General features: G+C 44.9%; 19 protein-coding genes. 8 read left to right on the plus strand and 11 right to left on the minus strand.

Annotated elements, in window-relative coordinates:
• The first annotated feature begins 4 nt into the window (after nucleotides 1-4).
• Nucleotides 5-619, plus strand: a complete 615-nt coding sequence (locus MU515_RS00635; protein ID WP_260258427.1) for a riboflavin synthase subunit alpha — start codon at nucleotides 5-7, stop codon at nucleotides 617-619.
• A gap of 91 nt (nucleotides 620-710) precedes the next feature.
• Here the strand turns inward: MU515_RS00635 and MU515_RS00640 are convergent, their stop codons facing one another.
• Both MU515_RS00640 and MU515_RS00645 read right to left on the minus strand, forming a co-directional pair.
• Nucleotides 711-914, minus strand: coding sequence for a CPXCG motif-containing cysteine-rich protein (locus MU515_RS00640; RefSeq protein WP_260258428.1), 204 nt, complete (start codon nucleotides 912-914; stop codon nucleotides 711-713).
• Between the two features lie 203 nt (nucleotides 915-1,117).
• Nucleotides 1,118-1,984: a fructosamine kinase family protein gene (locus tag MU515_RS00645; protein ID WP_260259157.1), complete on the minus strand. Its 867-nt coding sequence runs from the start codon at nucleotides 1,982-1,984 to the stop codon at nucleotides 1,118-1,120.
• A gap of 323 nt (nucleotides 1,985-2,307) precedes the next feature.
• Between MU515_RS00645 and MU515_RS00650 the strand changes: the two genes are divergently transcribed.
• Nucleotides 2,308-2,649, plus strand: coding sequence for a DUF3802 family protein (locus tag MU515_RS00650; RefSeq protein WP_260258429.1), 342 nt, complete (start codon nucleotides 2,308-2,310; stop codon nucleotides 2,647-2,649).
• 8 nt (nucleotides 2,650-2,657) lie between these two features.
• On the opposite strand, the gene MU515_RS00655 is transcribed toward MU515_RS00650, so the two are convergent.
• On the minus strand, nucleotides 2,658-3,167 hold the full coding sequence (locus MU515_RS00655) for an NlpC/P60 family protein (protein WP_260258430.1): 510 nt from the start codon (nucleotides 3,165-3,167) through the stop codon (nucleotides 2,658-2,660).
• A 94-nt stretch (nucleotides 3,168-3,261) separates the two neighbouring features.
• Between MU515_RS00655 and MU515_RS00660 the strand changes: the two genes are divergently transcribed.
• Complete coding sequence (locus MU515_RS00660; protein ID WP_260258431.1) at nucleotides 3,262-5,298, plus strand: methyl-accepting chemotaxis protein; 2,037 nt, start codon at nucleotides 3,262-3,264, stop codon at nucleotides 5,296-5,298.
• A 51-nt stretch (nucleotides 5,299-5,349) separates the two neighbouring features.
• Here the strand turns inward: MU515_RS00660 and MU515_RS00665 are convergent, their stop codons facing one another.
• Nucleotides 5,350-6,138: a sterol desaturase family protein gene (locus tag MU515_RS00665; RefSeq protein WP_260258432.1), complete on the minus strand. Its 789-nt coding sequence runs from the start codon at nucleotides 6,136-6,138 to the stop codon at nucleotides 5,350-5,352.
• A gap of 81 nt (nucleotides 6,139-6,219) precedes the next feature.
• On the opposite strand from MU515_RS00665, the gene MU515_RS00670 reads away from it, so the two are divergent.
• From MU515_RS00670 to MU515_RS00680, 3 genes are all read left to right on the plus strand, one after another.
• Nucleotides 6,220-6,957: a tRNA-uridine aminocarboxypropyltransferase gene (locus MU515_RS00670; protein ID WP_260258433.1), complete on the plus strand. Its 738-nt coding sequence runs from the start codon at nucleotides 6,220-6,222 to the stop codon at nucleotides 6,955-6,957.
• 109 nt (nucleotides 6,958-7,066) lie between these two features.
• Nucleotides 7,067-7,975 carry an N-acetylglucosamine kinase gene (gene nagK / locus MU515_RS00675; protein WP_260258434.1) on the plus strand — a complete coding sequence of 303 codons (909 nt, stop codon included), beginning with the start codon at nucleotides 7,067-7,069 and terminating at the stop codon, nucleotides 7,973-7,975.
• A gap of 270 nt (nucleotides 7,976-8,245) precedes the next feature.
• Entirely contained in the window at nucleotides 8,246-10,252 is a 2,007-nt protein-coding gene (locus MU515_RS00680) for a methyl-accepting chemotaxis protein (protein ID WP_260258435.1), read from the plus strand.
• Between the two features lie 100 nt (nucleotides 10,253-10,352).
• Here the strand turns inward: MU515_RS00680 and MU515_RS00685 are convergent, their stop codons facing one another.
• From MU515_RS00685 to MU515_RS00710, 6 genes are all read right to left on the minus strand, one after another.
• Entirely contained in the window at nucleotides 10,353-10,616 is a 264-nt protein-coding gene (locus MU515_RS00685; protein WP_260258436.1) for a DUF2960 domain-containing protein, read from the minus strand.
• Between the two features lie 80 nt (nucleotides 10,617-10,696).
• Complete coding sequence (locus MU515_RS00690) at nucleotides 10,697-12,463, minus strand: bifunctional molybdopterin-guanine dinucleotide biosynthesis adaptor protein MobB/molybdopterin molybdotransferase MoeA (protein WP_260258437.1); 1,767 nt, start codon at nucleotides 12,461-12,463, stop codon at nucleotides 10,697-10,699.
• A complete protein-coding gene (gene mobA / locus MU515_RS00695) occupies nucleotides 12,460-13,047 on the minus strand; it encodes a molybdenum cofactor guanylyltransferase MobA (protein WP_260258438.1) in 588 nt (195 codons plus the stop codon). Before mobA ends, MU515_RS00690 begins: the two co-directional genes overlap by 4 nt.
• Nucleotides 13,025-13,741 (minus strand): energy-coupling factor ABC transporter ATP-binding protein, encoded by a 717-nt coding sequence (locus MU515_RS00700; RefSeq protein WP_260258439.1) that lies wholly within the window; start codon nucleotides 13,739-13,741, stop codon nucleotides 13,025-13,027. The genes mobA and MU515_RS00700 overlap by 23 nt, the downstream gene beginning before the upstream one ends.
• 8 nt (nucleotides 13,742-13,749) lie before the next feature.
• A complete protein-coding gene (locus MU515_RS00705) occupies nucleotides 13,750-14,448 on the minus strand; it encodes an ABC transporter permease (RefSeq protein ID WP_260258440.1) in 699 nt (232 codons plus the stop codon).
• A 6-nt stretch (nucleotides 14,449-14,454) separates the two neighbouring features.
• Nucleotides 14,455-15,270, minus strand: a complete 816-nt coding sequence (locus tag MU515_RS00710) for an ABC transporter substrate-binding protein (RefSeq protein WP_260258441.1) — start codon at nucleotides 15,268-15,270, stop codon at nucleotides 14,455-14,457.
• A gap of 302 nt (nucleotides 15,271-15,572) precedes the next feature.
• On the opposite strand from MU515_RS00710, the gene MU515_RS00715 reads away from it, so the two are divergent.
• Together MU515_RS00715 and MU515_RS00720 are read left to right on the plus strand one after the other, a co-directional pair.
• Nucleotides 15,573-17,009 carry a sigma-54-dependent transcriptional regulator gene (locus tag MU515_RS00715; protein WP_260258442.1) on the plus strand — a complete coding sequence of 479 codons (1,437 nt, stop codon included), beginning with the start codon at nucleotides 15,573-15,575 and terminating at the stop codon, nucleotides 17,007-17,009.
• Between the two features lie 4 nt (nucleotides 17,010-17,013).
• Nucleotides 17,014-19,050 (plus strand): sensor histidine kinase, encoded by a 2,037-nt coding sequence (locus tag MU515_RS00720; RefSeq protein ID WP_260258443.1) that lies wholly within the window; start codon nucleotides 17,014-17,016, stop codon nucleotides 19,048-19,050.
• A 100-nt stretch (nucleotides 19,051-19,150) separates the two neighbouring features.
• Here MU515_RS00720 and MU515_RS00725 read toward each other — a convergent pair whose 3' ends face one another.
• Nucleotides 19,151-20,023 carry a mechanosensitive ion channel family protein gene (locus MU515_RS00725; RefSeq protein WP_432816129.1) on the minus strand — a complete coding sequence of 291 codons (873 nt, stop codon included), beginning with the start codon at nucleotides 20,021-20,023 and terminating at the stop codon, nucleotides 19,151-19,153.
• Between the last annotated feature and the right edge of the window lie 3 nt (nucleotides 20,024-20,026).

Genomic DNA, 20,026 nt, shown 5'->3' on the forward strand with positions numbered 1-20,026 from the left:
CTTCATGTTTACAGGAATTGTTCAAGGTATGGCGCAAGTCGTATCGGTGGAAAAGAAGCAAGACTTTCAAACTCACACAGTAAAGCTAACTGATGAATTGGGCGCAAACCTCGCCATTGGCGCTTCAGTCGCACATAACGGTTGCTGTTTGACGGTGAGCAAAATCGAAGGTGATCTGGTGAGTTTTGATCTTATGCAAGCGACGCTAAAGCTAACCAACTTAGGGGAAGTTGAATCCGGACGTTTGGTGAATATTGAACGTGCCGCGAAATTTGGTGACGAAATTGGCGGCCACAGCATGTCTGGCCACATTTCTTTGATGGCGACGGTGACAGAAGTGATTGACTCGCCAAACAATAGAACCATTTGGTTTGAGCTGCCGCTAGATGCGATGAAATACGTGTTAGCAAAAGGCTACATTGGTCTTGATGGCTGTTCGTTGACGATTGGCGAAGTGGAAAAGAACAAATTCAGCGTGCATTTGATCCCTGAAACGCTGCAACGCACTTTGTTTGGTCAACGTGAGGTCGGCGATAAAATTAACGTTGAATTTGACCCGCAAACCCAAGCGATTGTCGATACGGTTGAGCGCGTACTTGCCGCGAAGCAGCTAGGTTAAAAAAGCAGCTAGGTAAAATAAGTCGAAACGAAAAAAGAGCGCTTTTCAGCGCTCTTTTTATATAGATAAACAGGTCACGTTAAAAACAGATTTAGAAAATTTGTTCATCGTCCGCATCAATGGAAAGATCGATACGGTTCATTTGTTCATTGACGACAAGATTATAGTGAACGGCATTACAACAAGCAGGGCAATCATCATAGAATTCTTGATTGCCATTGGAGGCGTCGAGGGTGATACCAATAGAGTGGCCGCAGTGAGGGCAAGATACCTGTTTCTCAGTGAAGTTACGCATGGACATTACCTCTTTAAAGACTTCAAGTTGCTAGCTGAAAGTTAGGGGACTTCAGCTAGCGCTTACTTAAATATTATCGATAGAAGTTAGTAATGGGCGTGAATTAAGTACAAAGTTTGACTAGCGGCAGAAAATCGTAATAGAGGTGGTATGAAAACCACCTCTATTGTTGCAAAACGTTGCAATATGGCTTGGAAAAGGGATTAAAAGGCTTGAACTCGCTCAATTAACGATTCAGCTTGTTCAAGGTAATGACCACCGAACAAATTGTAGTGATTGAGCACATGATACAGGTTGTAAATTGGCATGCGCTGTTGGTAGCCAGCGTCAAGTGGGTTGACACTCTGATAGCCGCGATAGAACTCTTGGCTAAATCCACCAAATAGCTCCGTCATGGCCAGATCGCATTCTCTGTCTCCCCAATAGCAAGCAGGGTCATAACAGATTGGCCCGAAAGGCGTATTGGCAACATTGCCATACCATAAGTCACCATGCAGTAAAGAAGGGCGAGGTTGGTGAGAGGCCAACTGCTCTCTTACGATCTGGGTAAACTCATCAATATCGACCAGTTTAATGCCTTTCTCACTCGCCAATTGCAATTGCCAACCAATGCGTTGTTCAGCAAAAAATCGACACCACTTTTTGTCCCATTTATTCGGCTGTAGGGTGTTGCCTATGTAGTTATCTTGGTCAAAACCAAACTCTTTTTGCTCGCCCCACAAATGAAGCTCAGCAAGTTTTTGCCCAAACGCATAACTGTTGTCAGAGTCATCGAGATTTTTGGTCGGTAGATAATTGAGAATAAGAAAAGAGTTGTGTTTACAGTGACCGATATGGACCAACTCGGGGACAAAAACGGTTGAGGTATCGCGCAGCGCTTTTATGTTGTCAGCTTCGACTTGAAACTGAGGTAGGAATTCACGTTGATTGATCTTGATGAAATAGCGCTGCTCCCCATCACTGATCATATAAGATTCACTAATATCCCCGCCACTTAACCTCACCTTTTCGTGAATGGTGAAATCAAACATCAAGGTTTCAGACAATTGCTCTGCGATCGCTTGCCACATAGTACGCCCTTCAATCAGATGATGAATGGAGTAATTGTAGGTCATGCTTTGCTTAAAAACCGAACGATGCTGCAAAGAATTCAACGATTTGGGGTGAAATAAGCAACTGAGTTTATAAAGTGTGAAGAACATCAATAGATTAAGATATCTTGCGGAAGGTTGATCTGCATTCCGTTAAATGCACGCGATAACTGTTATGTTTTCGCTTCATTTCTATATTTGTGTTGTATTTATAAGCAACTGGCGACCGAGTCATTGTTAAGTGACTTAACAATGCCGTAGTATAGGCAAGTCATCTAAAACTATAATTAATGGAGAGGAACGTGGTTGTTGATACTGATGGCTATCTAGCTCTTGTAGAATATCTTGCATCAAATCTTGATGTGTTCGCTGCCGACGGTGATACAGGCGAAGAAAGTATTGAAGATGTAGTCACTGATATGGTTGCGACCAATATTATGTCTATCTTCGAGCAAAACCCAGAGCTTCATTCGAGTGTTCGTTTCAAACTGCTTAAAGAAGCAGATTCTGTCGTTGCTGACCTAGGCGAAGTACTCGCGGGTGTGTGGGGCAAACCTGCCGCAAATGAGCAGATTGCTTTCCTTGACGAATACATCGCTTTAGTAAAAAACCTGTTTGACAGTGCAGTCGCGAAATACGACTGATCCAAGACTTATAGAGGCGGGGACATTACCCGCCTAAATTGCCAAAAATTCCCTGCCCAATATGGGTTATCCAATCTAGAAATAATCACCCCTTTAGACGTTGAAGCGTGCATGAACTGTTTGTTACCGAGGTAGATACCCACGTGACGTGTTGTGTATGACGTTTTAAAAAACACCAAATCACCTACTTTGGCTTGGTCGTAATCGATCTCTTGGCCAATTTCTACTTGAGTTTTGGTCGTGCGAGGTAACTTGACCTGCAACGCGCTTGAAAAGGCGTTTTGCACAAACGCAGAACAATCAACCCCATTTAGACTTTCTCCACCAAGGCGATAGGGCGCACCTTGCCAAATTTGATAAACCGCCATCAATTGGTGTTTGGTCGCGAGTTCTTGCGCGGACAAGCTTGATGATTGACGACCCGAAAAATCAGGGCTTGAGGAGCAAGCCACCAGCAAGCTGGTGGTCAATAGCGACATTAAAACGCGTGAAAGATGGGATAGAGGATTGAGAAACATAAAGTAATTCATCGTCCTTAATGACATTTAACTGTAATAGTCCGGCCATACACTGCAAAAAATTAACTTAAGTATTAAACAGAATTGCATAGTAATGGTATCTAAAAAAAATCGATTTTCACTCTCCTTGATCCAATCAATCAGTGCGATTTTTATCTGCTTCGCACTGCTTATCGCTGGGCTTTCATTCATTAGCCAACGAGGATTAGAGCAAGTCGGCGATCAATTTACCGGGCTTTCTGATCAAGCGTTACCTCTTTCGCTAACAAATGCGAAGCTGACACAATCGTTGTTAGAACAAGCCAAGCAGCTCAGTTACGCTACTCAAGTAAGCTCAGAACAAGAGTTTCAAACGCTCGCCCACACCATCGACACATTGAGTGAAGAGGCTTTGCAACTGCGTCAACAAGTTGCGGAGATAGTGCAAACTTTACCTCAAGTAGTGGATGAGCAACAGCGAGAGCAGCTATTGCAAGAGACTCAGCAACTACAAGCGCTATCTAAATCGATTATTTCGATGCAACAACGTTTGCTTGTGATGCAAAGTGAGATAGATGGCAAAGTAGGTGAGTTTCGCTATGGTATTAGCTCCATTGGCCCAGAAATGAACCGCATATCATCATTTTTAGCCGTTGATAATCCAGAATCTTCCGATGCGGCTAACCGTTTTATTGCCAGCGCCAGTTCAATGGAGAGCACCTTCCTAATGTTGATGATGCAGACCGATCAAGACAAAGCGCAAAAAGAAATGAAGCAGATGAAGTATCGCAACGCTGCTATCAATCTTGCGTATGATGATTTTAAAGAGTGGCACCCAGATGTAACCGAATTCTCCAGCCTAACGGCCCCTTACCAAATGGTACAAGCTGGGTTTGCTGAGCAAGGGGTACTGAATCTCATAATGGCTAAGCTAGAACTGGCGCAGCAGCAAGGGGCGTTAATCGCTGAAGTCCGAGCAAAAACCAGTTCAGTGGTTGCAACGTTAAACCAAATTTCAGCTAGCTCTGAAGGGCTCATCATTGCAAGTGAGCAAGTGGTGAAAGGCACGATAGCGACCATAACGACAACACTAATTAGTGCGACGGTAGTGATTGGCTTTGTCGTACTTGTGGTGTGGTACGGGCTTAAACGTTGGGTGCAATCAAGCTTAAAGCAGATCATTAGCCATCTTTACCAAGTGACCATGCACGATTTGAGTGACAAAGTGCCGCTAACTGGGCCAAATGAAATGCGAGAAATCGCCGACCATCTTAATGAAGTGATTTTTTCGACGGGCGATTCTTTGCAGAGCGTAACCCAAAACAGCCAATCCCTGTATCAGTCAGCTGAAGATAGCCATAATGCGGCGGAGAACTCTCAAACCAGCCTAGCGCAGCAAAATCAGTCGCTCACTGATATGGTCAGCACAGTAAACCAATTGGAAGCATCGATTCGTGAGATAGCGACCGTGACCAATGAATCGTATGATGAATCAAAGCTCGCCAAACAACACACAACCGTGGGCGTCAAAGCGATAGAGCAAAATCGTACGCGTTTAGAGTCATTAGAAACGACACTTAACGACAACGAAAAAGCCATGGTCAAGCTAGACAAACGTGTTAAACAGATTAACGAGATGGTCGATATGATCTCCGGTATTGCGGAGAACACCAATTTACTTGCTCTAAATGCCGCAATAGAAGCAGCGCGAGCAGGAGAGCAAGGGCGCGGATTTGCTGTTGTGGCCGATGAAGTGCGCAAGTTAGCCAGTGATACCTCAGAGCAAACCAGTAATATTCAAATACGCATGAACGATTTGGTTGTCGCGGCTGAGCAATCGCGCAAGGCAGTGGCAGATACGCGAGAAGAGATGGCACATGCACTCACCTCAAGTGAAGAAGTGAAACATACTTTTGAAGATATCGATCAGGCCGTGAGCCAAATTCGCGCGCGCTTTGAGCAAATATCGGTCGCGACGGAAGAACAAGAGCGAGCAACGGCAGATGTAAGCCGTTCGATCAATCATGTTTCAGAACAAGGCCACCATACTAAGTCTCAGTTATCCACCATGTTGGATATTTCTCAGCAGGTGTCTGACATTGCCAAGTTGCAAACCAGCATGCTGGAAAAATACAAACTGGCGAAAGCGTAATTTAAACCGGTGCTGGGTGCGCCGATTAAGTTGAAGGGGACGAAAGTCCCCTTATTTTTTACGAAATGGTTGGGTTAGCATTCTGTCTAGCCACTGCTCCCGTGCTGTGTGGAAATAGGGCAGGCCGATGACCGCTTTCTCATGTCCCGCTTTTGGCTGCGCAATATAAGTGCTAAACAGACGGTCCCAAACAGAGAGGAAAAAGCCGAAGTTTGAGTGCGTTTCCTTCACCTCAACAGAGTGATGCACTCGATGCATGTCAGGTGTGACGATGAGCTTTCTCAGCCAATGATCTAAACCAAGCGGTAATTTGGCGTTGCTGTGATTAAACATCGCGCTAGCATTCAAGACAATTTCAAACACGAGTACAGAGATAGGGTTGATACCTAGCAACATAACCACACCAATCTTTATCCACATTGAAAGTACGATTTCGATAGGGTGAAACCGTGCACCCGTAGTGACATCAATATCTTGGTCGGCATGGTGCATACGGTGCAAGCGCCAAAGAACAGGAACTCGGTGAAACAGCAGATGTTGCCAATAGATGGCTAAGTCGAGCAAAGCGACGGCAATCAAAATCTCGAGCGCAAGCGGCAGGTTAACGTGGTTTAGTAAGCCAAACTGCATTTTCTCGGCTGCAATCGCCGCCTCTATTGCAAGCAATGGCATTAATAGCGCCAAAAACAGTGAGTTTAAGCCGACTAACCCAAGGTTATTTAGCCATCGTTGCCATTTCGATTGAGTGAGCGCTTTACGCGGTGTCATCCATTCCCATATCGCACAGCCGAGCAATACAACTAAGAATACGGAGAGGCGAATAACGTCAGCTTGTTGCATTTAGGATCCTCGCTTGCAACTTCAAATAGGGTGAGTAGAATCTCACGCCTTACTCGTTCCTATCATTATCGACGATTCACTATGAGAATTCACGGATTTCACCGTCTATACCTACATCGCCAACAAAACTCGACCAAAGCGTTTGCCGCGCGCGGAAGTAAAGTGGAGCGCTGCCAATACTGCCAAGTGGCGCAGAAACACTGTATTTGTGAATATCAGCCGGATGTTGATAGTAATGTGGCTGTTATGCTGCTTGTGTCTGAGAATGAAGTCTTTAAACCAAGCAATACTGGCCGTTTGATTGTTGATACGATCAAAGAGAGCTATGTATACCAATGGAGTCGCACCGAGCCAGATAGCGAGATGCTAGCGCTGCTAAATAACCCAGCATATCAACCAATTGTGGTATTCCCAGATGAATATGTTGAAGACAAACAGCGCTTAATGGGTGGACACGCTTTGCCATTGACTAATGGGAAGAAACCGCTGTTTATTTTCCTCGATGGCAGCTGGCGTGAAGCGAGACGAATTTTCCGTAAATCCCCATACCTCCAGAGCTTACCTGTACTTTCAATTCAACCAGAGCAACTGTCTCAGTATCAAATGCGCAAGTCTGATAACGAGCAGCACCTTTCAACTGCGGAAGTAGCGGTGTTGGTTTTAGAGGCGGTTGGCGAGCTAAAAGCATCAAATACGCTAGAACAGTGGTTTTCAGTTTTCCGCGAGAGTTACCTGTTATCAAAGACCCGTTTAAAGCGCGATTTTACTCGCCCTGAGTTAAAACGCTACCTTGCCGCAAATCCGCATCAACAGGGTTGATTTTGCATTTCATTTAACAGATAAACGGGTACAGGTCACGGATTGTGAGAATCGCTCTGTGGATAATGAGCGAGTTTAGATTTTTTGTATTTTTCTGGGAGAAAGTAAGATGTACTACGGCTTTGACGTGGGCGGCACCAAAATCGAGTTTGGCGCATTTAACGAGAAATTAGAACGCGTCGCGACGGAACGTGTCCCAACGCCAACCAGTGATTACCAATTACTACTTGATACTATCGCTGGCCTAGTCAGTAAATATGACCAAGAATTTCAGTGCGAAGGTACGATCGGACTAGGTCTACCAGGCATGGAAGACGCTGATACAGGCGCTATCTTGACTGTGAATATCCCAGCGGCAAAAGGTAAAACGCTACGTAAAGATCTTGAAGCAATCATTGGTCGCACTGTAAAAGTAGACAACGATGCAAACTGTTTCGCGCTTTCAGAAGCGTGGGATGATGAGCTTAAAGATGCTCCATCGGTATTAGGTCTTATCCTAGGTACAGGCTTTGGCGGCGGTATCATTTATGACGGCGCGGTTTTCTCTGGTCGTAACCACGTAGCGGGCGAGATGGGTCATATGCGTTTACCTATCGATGCTTGGTTCCATCTAGGAGACAACGCTCCACTACTTGATTGTGGTTGTGATAAGAAAGGCTGTCTAGATAACTACCTATCAGGCCGCGGTTTTGAATTGTTGTACGCTCACTACTATGGCGAGCAAAAGAAAGCGATTGATATCATCAAAGCACAAGCAGAAGGTGAAGCAAAAGCGGTTGAGCACGTTGAGCGCTTCATGGAACTTCTAGCAATCTGTTTTGCGAACCTATTTACTGCCAACGATCCGCACGTAGTAGTGTTAGGTGGTGGCCTATCAAACTTCGATATGATTTACGAAGAGATGCCAAAACGCATTCCTAAACATCTTCTTTCTGTAGCGAAGTGTCCGAAGATTGTGAAAGCGAAACACGGCGATTCAGGCGGTGTTCGTGGTGCAGCATTCCTAAATATTAAATAATTGTTATTAAATTAACGTTTAAAAGCCTGGCTGATTCAGTCAGGCTTTTTTAATATGAAAAATTAATTAAGTATTATTAATAATATTACGTATATAGAGATCGAACCTTCAAATATCCACTTCTAGGATTGAATACATATCCTTATTTCACCTAACATGACTCCGCTTGTAGACGTACTTTAAAGATAACGTGCATTTTATAAATATTATAATAATTAATTGAAATTAGAGTTAAAGATCTAATTTAATCGCCATTTAAAGGGAAAGCTTATGAAATTGAATGACACCATAGCGAAAAAGGTGATACTCGCGAGTTCATTAATATTATTATGTGTGACTGTAGTAGTAGGGTACTTTGTACTCAAACAGCGCTCAGACACGGTGGAAAATGAAGTGCAACGCAGCGTTCGTGTTGTCGTTACACAAACGTCATCGTCTATTCGAGAGTTCTTTAGAGAGCGATCTCGTGTGGTTACAACCATGGCCGCCAACAGCGCGATGACAGAATGGTTTAACCAATATGACGATCGCGGCGGCGTGATTGATCAGGATCTTGACTACCAATCTATCGTCACCTCTTTTAAAAAAGTTTCTGCGCAAGATCCAATAATCAAGTCTGTATTTTTCGCTTCCGCAAATACGTTTGAATATTTTGATGTGAATGGCCGATATAACGACCTAAATTACTTCACTAATAAACGACCTTGGTGGTTTGAAGCGCTAGAAAAAGATCGCATGTTTATTACTGAGCCAGAAATTGATGCCAACGACAAAAGTATCGTAACTTCAATTAAAACCACGGTGAAAAACAGCGATAATCAATTAATTGGTGTACTCGGAATTGATGTATTAGGTAATGTGATTAAGCGTGACCTAGTTGATAAGATGAAATATCAAGATGTGGGTATTGGCTTTTTAATTGCGTCCAATGGCAGAATTATCGCGTTTAACGATGCTGGCGAAATCGACATGTCGACGCTGCCTTCATTAGCCGATATCGATCAAATTTTCACAAACACACAAGGCTTTGAGCAACTACAAAGCAGTGTCGTCAACAATCAAAGCTTTAGTGGCAGTGTGACTTTCCAAGGTGAAAAACAAGTCGTCTTTACCGAGGCGATTACCGATGACACCATTGCACTTGATTGGCGTCTTGGTTTTATGATTCCTGAAAGCCTGATTAGCGAACCAATTAAGCAAACATTCTGGGCAACCATTATTTCGATTGTGCTCTTCTTGGTTTTGGTTGCAGCGGGTCTATTTACGTTGATCAATTACTTCGTGTCTAAACCTCTACAGCAAGTTGTGAAAGCGATGGATGACATTGCTGATGGCGAAGGGGACTTGACTCAACGTCTGCAATACAACAAAAACGATGAACTGGGTAAGCTTAGTCGTTCATTTAACAACTTTGTTAGCGACATTCAGCAAACCACCATTTCAAGTTTGCAAGTGACCAACGATGTGAATTCTGACTCGGAAAAACTTAATACGTTGGCGAATAACTTGCGCGGTAATATTTCGAATCAAAAAGCGTACATCGAGCAAATTGCCACAGCTGCGAATGAAATGACCCAAACCATTCATGGTATCGCAGACCATGCGCAAAGCGCACAAAGACAAGCAAGCGGCGCGACTGAACGTTCTCAAGAAGGTAAGCAGTTAGCCGATGAGGCGACCTTGTTGATGAAAGAGATTAATGAGGATGTGTCACGCTCAGAACAAGTGGTACATGTGGTAAACGACAACGCTTCTTCGATTTCTACTGTACTTGAAGTGATTCGTGGCATCGCAGAGCAAACAAACTTGCTAGCATTGAATGCAGCTATTGAAGCGGCTCGTGCAGGCGATCAAGGTCGTGGCTTTGCAGTGGTTGCCGATGAAGTACGTTCACTTGCTCAGCGTACTCAAGAATCAACCATTGATATTGAAGAGATCATTAAGAAGCTGCTTGAGTCTGCAACTAATGCGGTTGAGTCAATGCAAGTTGGCCGCAGCAAAACTGAGCGCGGAGTAGAAACCATCATGTCAGTGGATGAGAAGCTGACCGATATTCTGCATGCCATTGAGCAGATTGATAGTCAGTCACGAGAAATCGCGACCATGGTACAAGAACAAGCGCTCGCGTCTGGTGAAATCAGTGAACAAACCGTGTCTGTTGACCAGTTAGCAGAAAGCGGGGTACACAGCACTGATGAGATGGTAAGTCGTATTGATTCTCAGCACCAAGCGGTCGATAAATTAGCTAAGACCATTAGCAAATTTAAAGTGAGCTAACAGATTCATTGCTCAAACGAAAAAGCATCAGCCATTGGCTGATGCTTTTTTATGCGCGGTACATTTTTAGTAATTACGTAAAGCTGAGTTGGGCTCAGGATTACTTTTTCTTACCTACGCCAAGGTTTTCTTTTTGTTGTAGGGTGATTTTTCCAAAACCGAGCTTTCTGAAGTGGTTGTCGCGGTAGTTGCGCACTGCTTTAGTGTCAGAAATCGCTTCAATTTGCTGCTCCATCTTAAGGAACTCTGAAATATCGATACCTTCCGCCTCTGCTACCGCTTCGTGAATGTTGCGGTGCTGCTGGTATGAGAAAGTCAGCGTTTTTTCTTCGTCTTTGTAGGTGTAAAGGATGGTACGAGCCATGGATTTCACTCTTAATTAAATTCTATTGAAACAAATAGTAGAGCCAGCAAAGTGCTGGCTCTCATCTAAATGGTATTGTGCTAGATTCTGCCTTGAAGAGGGATGATTGTCACGCTTTCTCCCGCTTTTACTGTATCGACAGCCGGAGATATTTCAATTAAGCAGTTAGCCTCACTCATTGAACGCAGAATACCTGAGCCTTGCTTACCGGTTGTGCGTACCAATAATCGACCAGAAGCATCTAATTCGTAAACCCCGCGACTAAACTCTGTTCGACCTTGGCGAGAACGAAGGTTTTCAGTAGCAATTGCGGTTACTTTTAATGGTTGCCAATCAACTTCACCCTGCATTTTACGTAGCGCAGGCTCAACAAAGTTAATGAATGACACCATCACTGCCACAGGGTTGCCCGGCAGACCAAAGAATGGTTTATCGTTGATTTGACCGAAAGCAAGTGGGCGGCCAGGGCGCATGTTAATACGCCAAAAATCAATTTGACCTAGTTTATCAAGCGCAAGCTTAATGTAATCTGCATCACCGACAGAAACACCACCAGAAGTAATGACCACGTCAGCTTGATCACTGGCTTTTTCAATCGCATCAATCATCACTTGTTCATTATCTTCGAGAATACCAAAGTCGATGATTTCGCAGCCAAGTTTTTCAAGCATACCGATAATGGTATAGCGGTTAGAATCATAAATAGTATTTGGCTTTTGCTCACTACCTGGCGCTTGAACTTCATCACCAGTAGAGAACAACGCAACTTTTAGTTTACGTACCACAGGGCAGTGACCAAAGCCTAATGAAGCCATCATGCCCATTTCTGGTGATTCGATTCGAGTACCTTGAGTAAACACATCAGCACCGACTGCGAGATCTTCACCCGCTTGGCGAACGTTCTGCCCAGGCTTGATAGCTGCGTCGCCAAAGGTTACCACGTCACCATTGTGTTCTGCTTGCTCGCGCATGACGACCGTATCCGCGCCGTTTGGCATTGGTGCGCCTGTCATGATCTTAACCGCTTGGCCTACTTGCAATTCGCCGTCATACGCATGGCCGGCCATCACTTCTGCAATCACTTGATAGTTGTCTTGGGTTAAGTCATCACCACGAATAGCAAAGCCATCCATTGCAGAGTTGGTGTATTGCGGCACATTAACAGGAGAGCTGATCGCTTGGGCTAAGACGCGGTTATAACTTTGCTCAACAGTAACTTGCTCGGTTTCTGCAACGGTAGACACGAGCGAAAGAATCTTCTCTTGACCTTGAGTCACGGACAAAAAAGCAGGGGAGAGCGTATCGCAGCATGCTGCAGCTTGGCTTGGTTGACCTTTGGCAACGTACTCAAGCACAAACTGCGTGATCGCGTCTAAATCGTTGATGTTTAGCTGCGGTAATGAGGTGTCGCTTACATGGCTATCTGCGGCAATCGCGATGATATTGTCATCGTTAGGGTGTAGCCAAGGCTTGCCCACTTCTTCACGATGCAGTTCGATTTTAGGAAAGGCGATATTTTTACAGCCCTCAACCAAAATCACATCCAGTTTCTGTTGGTCGAAACGGCTCAGTAGATAATGAAACTCAGATTCTTCTTCTGGTGTTTCCGTCATTAGCGCGTAGCGATTACGAGATGAAATCAGCATTTGGCTTGCACCTGCTTTACGCAAGCGGTAGCTGTCTTTACCTGGCTTATCGACATCAAAATTATGGTGAGCATGTTTTAGCATGCCAATGCGCAAACCCGCTTCGGTTAACTTGGGTAGCAGTGCTTCAATGAGAGTTGTTTTGCCCGTTCCCGAATAGGCAGCAAAACCAAGAATAGGGACGATTGATTGATTATTCATAGTTGTAGTGTTCCAAACTGCGCCAGTTCTTGTGGGGTGTTGAGGTTAACAAAGCAATCAGGAGAGTCGCTAAAATCGACATAAGCTGTGTTGCACTCTTTATAGAGTAGGATGATTTTGCGATCGCCTCGCTGCAAAAATGCGGTTAATTTAGGTAACACTCGTTTGTGGTAGAGCGTAAACACAGGCTGTTGGTAGTCGCCGTCATGAGCAACCAAAATATCGGTTTCTTCGGTCACTTGAGAGCAAAATCTTTCCACTAAATCGTGGTTGATTTGAGGACTATCACAGGGAACAAAACCCACCCAATCGGTTTGGGCTTCAACTAAGCCGGCATGAATGCCACCCATTGGGCCGGGGTAATGTTTAAACTGGTCTTGAAATACACGACCAAACTGAGCGTAAGCATCTAAATTACGGTTGGCGTTGATTAAAATGTTCGGGGTTTGTGGCGACAGGCGTTCAATAACGTGCTGTATGAGTGGTTTATTATTTAGTTCGATAAGACCTTTGTCTTGTCCACCCATACGGCTGGCTTGACCGCCAGCCAAAATAACCCAACTAGTTTGCGTTGGAGGTAGCATAAGTGTTCTCTTGCTTCACTTCGGTTATGATTTGTAACAATGGAGACTCTACCAGAGTTGAGTCCTTGATCCACCATTGTTTGCGACATAAATCGGTTAAGGCGTTATTTTGGTGGCTCGTGACCACAATGCTTGAACCACGGTTGATTAAGTCTTGGGCTAAGACCACTAAGCGCTCGATCGACTCTTGATCAAGTGAGGCGCTTGGCTCATCCATCAAAAGAATCGATGGGGTTAATATCCATGCTCTTGCCATAGCGACGCGTTGTTTCTCACCGCCAGAAAGCACCGAGATATGCTCATCTGCCAATGTTTCCAAGCCAACTAAACGCAATGCGTTGATGACTTTAGCGCGCTTATCTTGCTGAGTTTGTTTGTGGTAACGAATACCGTAGGCGACGTTTTCATAAACGGTGCCATCAAACAGGTAAGGGGATTGGTGTAGATAGACCACATCTCGGCGACCACTTCGAGCAAAGAACCTTTGAGCGAAGTTATCGTTCGGCGCAATCACTTTGCCCGTGGTCGGCTTTAGCAGACCCGACAAAATCTTCAGCAAGGTCGTTTTGCCAACGCCATTTGCTCCTTTCAGATAGATGGCATCGTTTGGGCCTATAGAAAGCTCAGGTATATGGAACAGAACTCGATCGTTAAAACGCATAGAGAGTTGCTGTGCAGCGATTTTTATTGTCATACAGCGCCTTAAGTTCTCAAATAGCCTTTACCGCGCATGCTAGTGAGCATGCAGTTCAACACTAATGCTAATGAGAGTAATACAATTCCTAATGCAACACCTTGCGCAAACGCGCCTTTATGGCTTTCCATTGCGATGGCAGTAGGGATATTTCGTGTAATCCCCATGATGTTGCCACCGACCATCATCGAACAGCCCACTTCGGTCACGATGCGTGAGAAAGCTGCGATCGCTGCTGCAAGTAGTGGAAAGCGCGTTTCCCATATCATGGTAGCCGCTAAACGCGTCATCGATGCGCCAAGCGTGATAGCAGTTTCAACTGCGCGACGATCACTGGATTGCAGCGCGCCATGCATCATCGAAACCAATACAGGAAAACAAATCAGCATCTGGCCAAATATCATGGCTTTTTGGGTGAATAGCATTTGCCAGTCACCCAAAGGTCCTGACCGAGACAACAGCATATAAAGCAATAAGCCAATTACCACGGTCGGAACAGCCTGCAGCGTATTTATTAAAGATAGCAATAACCATTTGCCTCGAAATTCGGTGTACGCGAGAACAAACGAGAACAGAATTGCTGGTAATAACACCAAGGATATCGAGGTCAAAGAAACACTAAAGGAGACCGCAACGATCTCCCATAGTTGTTGGTCAAAGCTGACCAATAATGACAACGCATCTAATGTGGTTTGCCACAGGCTCATACGCAGTTATTTCTCGTTAGCGTTAGCAACAAACAGCTGTTTGCCATTTAGCTTAAAGCTGTTGATCAGCTCTTGGCCTTTAGGATTAACCAACCAGTCACTGAATACTTTCGCACCTTGGTAGTTGATGGTTGGGTAACGTTCAGGGTTTACCAAAATCACTTGGTATGGGTTAAACAGTTTCTTATCGCCTTGGAACAGGATCTTAAGGTCAAGTTTGTTGTTGTAAGCCAACCAAGTACCACGGTCTGTCATGGTGTAGCCTTGCATTTCAGACGCCATGTTTAGCGTTGGGCCCATACCTTGGCCAACACTGCGGTAACCACCGAAGTTTGGTTCGATGCTAGTTTGCTCCCAAATGCCTTTTTCTTTCTTGTGTGTGCCTGAATCATCACCACGAGAAACAAAAGTAGAGTTGCTTGAAGCGATGTTTTTAAATACTTCAGCAACGTCTTTTTGGCTTGCTACTTTTGCAGGGTCTGCGGTTGGGCCAACAATCACAAAGTCGTTGTACATTAGTTTACGCGGTAGAACGCCGTAACCTTTCTCTACAAAGTTTGCTTCTGCTTTTGGTGCGTGAGTCATAACCAAATCAACATCGCCATTTTCACCCATTTTCAAAGATTTACCGGTACCAGCAGCGATAACATCGACTTTGTAGCCAGTGTCTTTTTCAAACTCAGGTAATAGGTAGTCCAGTAGGCCAGAGTGGTAAGTACTCGTGGTGGTGGCCAAACGTACGTGTGGCGCTTCTTCCGCTGTAGCGGAGTAACTTGCTAGGGCTAAAGACGCTGTAATGACAGTATAACTAATGGTTTTCATTGTTTTATTTTCCATGTTTTGCCTAATGCCAGAAAAGCTGGCTCGGTGCTTCCGACGTTAAATTATGTTTGATATCAAATCGCTGCAGTCGATCACAAAGCTGATTTGATAATCAGTGGCCTCGTACTTGCAAACTAAGTGCCAAGTTTAAATGTCTCAATTTCATTGTTTTTACTAGATAAATTGGTCAATTCAGATGGGATAAAATGGCTCATGAGACAATTTGTCGCAATTGTTCTCGATTCTAGCCTGATAAACTTGGTACACTCTGACCCAATCCCACAATAACAAGAGTAGAACTCATGTCGCCAACGATCGACGAAAATAAGTTGTCCCAATACCAAGCGTTTTCAGTACTGGTGGTTGATGATGAAGTCGGGATGCAAACCATCCTGCAAAAAGCATTAAGCAAAATGTTTTCTAAAGTAGATACTGCTGGCAGCATTGAACAAGCGGAAGTTCTGCGTACATCAAACCATTACGATTTGATCATTCTTGATATTAATCTTCCGGGGCGCTCTGGTATTGAATGGGAAGAAGCGTTTAACGATGAAGATCGTAAAGCCGATGTCATCTTCATGACCGGTTACGCCGATTTAGAAACCGCCATCTCTGCGCTCAAGCTTGGTGCGACGGATTTCATTCTTAAGCCGTTCAACCTTAGCCAAATGCTGCAATCGGTTCAGCGTTGTATGGATAAGCGCCTTAACGAGCGTCTGCAATATGCACTTCGTCATGATTTTAATCGTCACATCACTACTGAAATTGTTGGTAACTCTGAACGTACCAAACTGCTGAAACAGCTAATCACTCAATTTGCGCCATCACGCGCCTCAGTATTAATTGAGGGCGAATCAGGTACGGGTAAAGAATTAGTCGCGCGCGGTGTGCATGAAGCCAGTCAGCGTAAAGGGCCATTCGTGCCGATCAACTGTGGCGCAATTGCCCCTGAATTGCTAGAAAGTGAGTTATTCGGTCACACCTCTGGTGCATTTACTGGCGCAAAGAAAAACCGCGAAGGCCTTTTTCGAGTAGCGAGTGGCGGCACATTATTCTTAGATGAAATTGGTGAAATGCCATTGGCGATGCAATCCGCATTGCTGCGCGTGCTAGAGCAACGCACTATACGACCTGTTGGTAGTGAAAAAGAGATTGCGGTTGATGTTCGCGTGGTCGCTGCAACGAACCGTAACTTGCAACAAGAAGTAGAGAAAGGGAACTTCCGTCAAGATTTGTTCTATCGTTTGAACGTACTAAAAATCGATGTTACGCCTCTGCGTGATAGAAAGTCTGATCTCAACGATTTGGTACCTTTTTTTACCAAAATGCTCTCAAAAGAGCTGGCAATGCCTGATCCAAAATGGGCACACGAAGATATTCAAGCAATGCATGATTACCAATGGCCGGGCAACATTCGCGAACTGAAAAACCTGATTGAACGCTGCATCTTGCTTGGTAAGCCGCCTGCGCATTACTGGCGTGAAGTGGAAGGTATTCAAGATAAGCCAAGAGTGTCGATGACAGTTTCGTCGGGAGCGCAGCTGATTGAACTTGAGCACCCAGCGAAAGAAGTGGGCGAAGGTTATCCAAATTCTTGGACGCTAAAAGAAGTCGAGAAGTCACACATTCAACAGCTAGTAGATTTCCACGATGGCAATAAATCAGCGGCTTCGCGCGATTTAGGCGTAGCGCGTAAAACACTAGAGCGTAAATACAAAGAATGGGACGCTGAGGAATAGGCCGATGCCAAACCGGATTCACTTTATCGCCAAGTGGCGTTATCGCTTTAAAACTATGGTGCGTTATCGCCTCATGTTTCTCACCTCTGCGCCAATCATTTTCACTTTGATTGCGCTGATCGGCATTACCATTTATTGGTCAATTCACTATACATGGCAAAGTGCTTTAGTGGATGTCTCTGAGCGTTTGGGTGTGGCGAACAACAGCATCGTACTGCTACAACAAAAGCAGGCCAATCACGTCAAGGCCTTCGCGGAGTCGTATGATTTTCGCACTCGCTTAGCACAAGCCCAGTTAACAGACATGCAGGGCGATCAAGCGTTGCAACAATGGGTTTCGGAGCAAAAGAATCGCTACAACTTAGATTTTCTTTACCTACATCGTGATGAAGACATCTCTCACCAAGTGCTGACGGGTAAAGAGTCGTTCTTTGATGTGCTTTCGGCGCAAGAGCTCAATAAGCTCGATAAGAACCTTGCTAAGCGCGCTCAAGTTCCCGTTCTAGATGAACGCAAAGTAGAGCAGCGTGGCTTAGTCAGTCGCACCATCATTCCTGTACGAGACAACAACTACAAAATTGTCGGCTTTCTTGATGGCGGTTTACTGTTAAACAATAGCACTGTGCTTGTTGACCAAATCCGCGACCTTATTTATCCGTCAACTCACGATAGCTTGCGTCCAGTTGGAACCTTGACTCTGTTTCTAGACAATCTTCGCGTGAGTACCAATGTGCCGCTGGACAGCGACCAAAGAGAAGGGCGCGCAATTGGTACGCGAGTTTCAGAAGAAGTGGATTTTGCGGTACTAAACCAAAGCGAGCAGTGGGTGGATAAAGCCTTTGTTTACGATGCTTGGTATATCACCGCCTATGAGCCGATTAAGGATCAACACGATCAAGTGATTGGTATGCTTTACACTGGCTACCTAATTTGGCCATTCCTTAAAGCGTACATGACCAACATCGCTGAGGTGAGCATTACCACGCTGATTTTACTGCTAATCTCTGGCGTGTTTGTTTATCGTGGCTCGCGAGATTTGTTTAATCCCATCGAGCATATTCACCGCGTGGTGAAAATGATTCAAATGGGCAAAGATACGCGCATTGGCCCGCTTGGACTGGATGAAGAGCATGAACTGGCGCAACTAGCCAAGCAGTTCGACAACATGCTGGATTTGCTTCGTCAACAAAAAAGCGAGTTGGAACAAGCCGCCATTCAGCTAGAAGCCAAAGTACAACATCGAACCGCAAGCTTAGAAGAGAAAACCTCTGAGCTTGAGTTGCACATTCAGTTACTCAATCAAACCCGCGATAAGTTGGTGATTCATGAAAAACTCTCGGCACTTGGCGAGTTAACCGCAGGGATTGCCCATGAGATCAATAACCCAAGCGCGGTGATTTTAGGTAACGTTGAGCTAATTCAGTTTGAGCTAGGTGAAGACAGCGACCGTGTTAAAGACGAGCTAGAGGCGATTCACGCGCAGATTGACCGTATCCGCAATATTACGCGCAGTCTTTTGCAATACAGCCGCCAGGGTGGCGTACAAGATGAAATTACTTGGCAGCACGTCAATCCGATCATTGAAGAGAGCATTACGCTTGTGAAAACCGGCAGCAAAAAGCGTGATGTCGAGTTTGTTTCAAGCCTTAAAGCGCATACCTCGGTTGAGGTAAATCGTCATCAATTGCTGCAAATATTAGTTAATTTGCAAATGAATGGCATTCACGCCATGCAAGGTAAAGGCAAACTGACTATCAGCAGTGAAGATTGGTTGGAAAATGGGGAAGAGCGTGGCGCAATCGTGCATATTCAAGATGAAGGGTGCGGTATTAAGCCGGAAAACTTAAAGCGTATTTTCTCTCCTTTCTATACCACTCGCCGTGATGGGACAGGGCTTGGCTTATCGGTTTCGCAAAGTATTCTCAGCCAGACCGGCGGCGAAATTACGGTGGAATCGGAGTGGGGCAAAGGCAGTTGTTTTAGCGTTTACCTACCCAAGAAAGTGGAAAGTAACATCGACCTTCTGGTTTCAACTCGTTAGTGGCTAAGTTTATTGACCATTGAACCGAAAACGGCTCGCGAATGCGAGCCGTTTTATTTAGTGCGTATTTAGATGCTTGGTTAAATGAATAGGTAGATTGTTATTGGCTGTTGACCGCAATCTTAGGTGGCTTAATACCATGCTGTTTGAACTCCTTCATCACACGTAAAGTAATGTCGGTTTCAAATAACTTCTCGTAGGCGGTATCAACCACGTAGGCCTTACAAGTTAACTGAATGGCAAGGTAGTTGTCGGCGATCGTCTGCTTAACCAATACAGTCACAGGTTTAGGCAAATGAATATAACGGCTTGATGAAGCTGCTTCTTGGATTAAATCGCGCGCCAGCACGATGTCTTCATCCATACCAACGTAAAATGGAATGACGACCTGCATATCCAACGCGCCATAGTTGCCACTGACCGTTACTTCGTTAAGAAAACGGTTATTAGGAATGGTGATGATGTCATCGTTGAGTGTTCGCATACGTACCGAACGAAGGCCAATCGCAATAATATCACCGTAATTACCTTCAAAGGTGACGCGGTCACCAACTTGGAATGGACGATCAACCATTACGGTCATCCCAGCAATGAATGATGCCGCGAGGTCTTTTAGTGCAAAGCCCACTGAAACCGCTAACGTACCGCCAATCAAAGCGAGGATTTGGTCGTTGATGCGAAAACTCATCATAAACACCAAAATACCTGCACCCATATAGATAAAGAACTGGGTAAAGGATTGCAGTTTTTGCAGCATCATTCGGTACTGGGCAAACTGACCGCCGATGCTATCGACAAGCGAATTGAGAAACTTAAGCAATAACCAAGTCGCGGCGATGACTAACATCGAGAAGAACACGCCACTCCAGCGAATTAGGCTGGCAATCTGGGAGATATTCTCGACACTGGCTACTTCCTCACTGGCGAAAGCGGGCGCAGATAATAGAGCCAAAACTATAATCAAAAATCTCATCAT

This window comes from Vibrio intestinalis (assembly GCF_025195085.2).
In the GTDB taxonomy this organism is placed as follows: Bacteria; Pseudomonadota; Gammaproteobacteria; order Enterobacterales; family Vibrionaceae; genus Vibrio; species Vibrio intestinalis.

What these genes read in the sequence shown, in the direction of transcription:
- MU515_RS00635 (WP_260258427.1), top strand. Translation starts at nt 5, where the DNA reads ATGTTTACAGGAATTGTTCAAGGTATGGCGCAAGTCGTATCGGTGGAA.
- MU515_RS00640 (WP_260258428.1), bottom strand. Translation starts at nt 914, where the DNA reads ATGCGTAACTTCACTGAGAAACAGGTATCTTGCCCTCACTGCGGCCAC.
- MU515_RS00645 (WP_260259157.1), bottom strand. Translation starts at nt 1,984, where the DNA reads ATGTGGCAAGCGATCGCAGAGCAATTGTCTGAAACCTTGATGTTTGAT.
- MU515_RS00655 (WP_260258430.1), bottom strand. Translation starts at nt 3,167, where the DNA reads ATGTTTCTCAATCCTCTATCCCATCTTTCACGCGTTTTAATGTCGCTA.
- MU515_RS00660 (WP_260258431.1), top strand. Translation starts at nt 3,262, where the DNA reads ATGGTATCTAAAAAAAATCGATTTTCACTCTCCTTGATCCAATCAATC.
- MU515_RS00665 (WP_260258432.1), bottom strand. Translation starts at nt 6,138, where the DNA reads ATGCAACAAGCTGACGTTATTCGCCTCTCCGTATTCTTAGTTGTATTG.
- MU515_RS00670 (WP_260258433.1), top strand. Translation starts at nt 6,220, where the DNA reads ATGAGAATTCACGGATTTCACCGTCTATACCTACATCGCCAACAAAAC.
- nagK (WP_260258434.1), top strand. Translation starts at nt 7,067, where the DNA reads ATGTACTACGGCTTTGACGTGGGCGGCACCAAAATCGAGTTTGGCGCA.
- MU515_RS00680 (WP_260258435.1), top strand. Translation starts at nt 8,246, where the DNA reads ATGAAATTGAATGACACCATAGCGAAAAAGGTGATACTCGCGAGTTCA.
- MU515_RS00685 (WP_260258436.1), bottom strand. Translation starts at nt 10,616, where the DNA reads ATGGCTCGTACCATCCTTTACACCTACAAAGACGAAGAAAAAACGCTG.
- MU515_RS00690 (WP_260258437.1), bottom strand. Translation starts at nt 12,463, where the DNA reads ATGAATAATCAATCAATCGTCCCTATTCTTGGTTTTGCTGCCTATTCG.
- mobA (WP_260258438.1), bottom strand. Translation starts at nt 13,047, where the DNA reads ATGCTACCTCCAACGCAAACTAGTTGGGTTATTTTGGCTGGCGGTCAA.
- MU515_RS00700 (WP_260258439.1), bottom strand. Translation starts at nt 13,741, where the DNA reads ATGACAATAAAAATCGCTGCACAGCAACTCTCTATGCGTTTTAACGAT.
- MU515_RS00705 (WP_260258440.1), bottom strand. Translation starts at nt 14,448, where the DNA reads ATGAGCCTGTGGCAAACCACATTAGATGCGTTGTCATTATTGGTCAGC.
- MU515_RS00710 (WP_260258441.1), bottom strand. Translation starts at nt 15,270, where the DNA reads ATGAAAACCATTAGTTATACTGTCATTACAGCGTCTTTAGCCCTAGCA.
- MU515_RS00715 (WP_260258442.1), top strand. Translation starts at nt 15,573, where the DNA reads ATGTCGCCAACGATCGACGAAAATAAGTTGTCCCAATACCAAGCGTTT.
- MU515_RS00720 (WP_260258443.1), top strand. Translation starts at nt 17,014, where the DNA reads ATGCCAAACCGGATTCACTTTATCGCCAAGTGGCGTTATCGCTTTAAA.
- MU515_RS00725 (WP_432816129.1), bottom strand. Translation starts at nt 20,023, where the DNA reads ATGAGATTTTTGATTATAGTTTTGGCTCTATTATCTGCGCCCGCTTTC.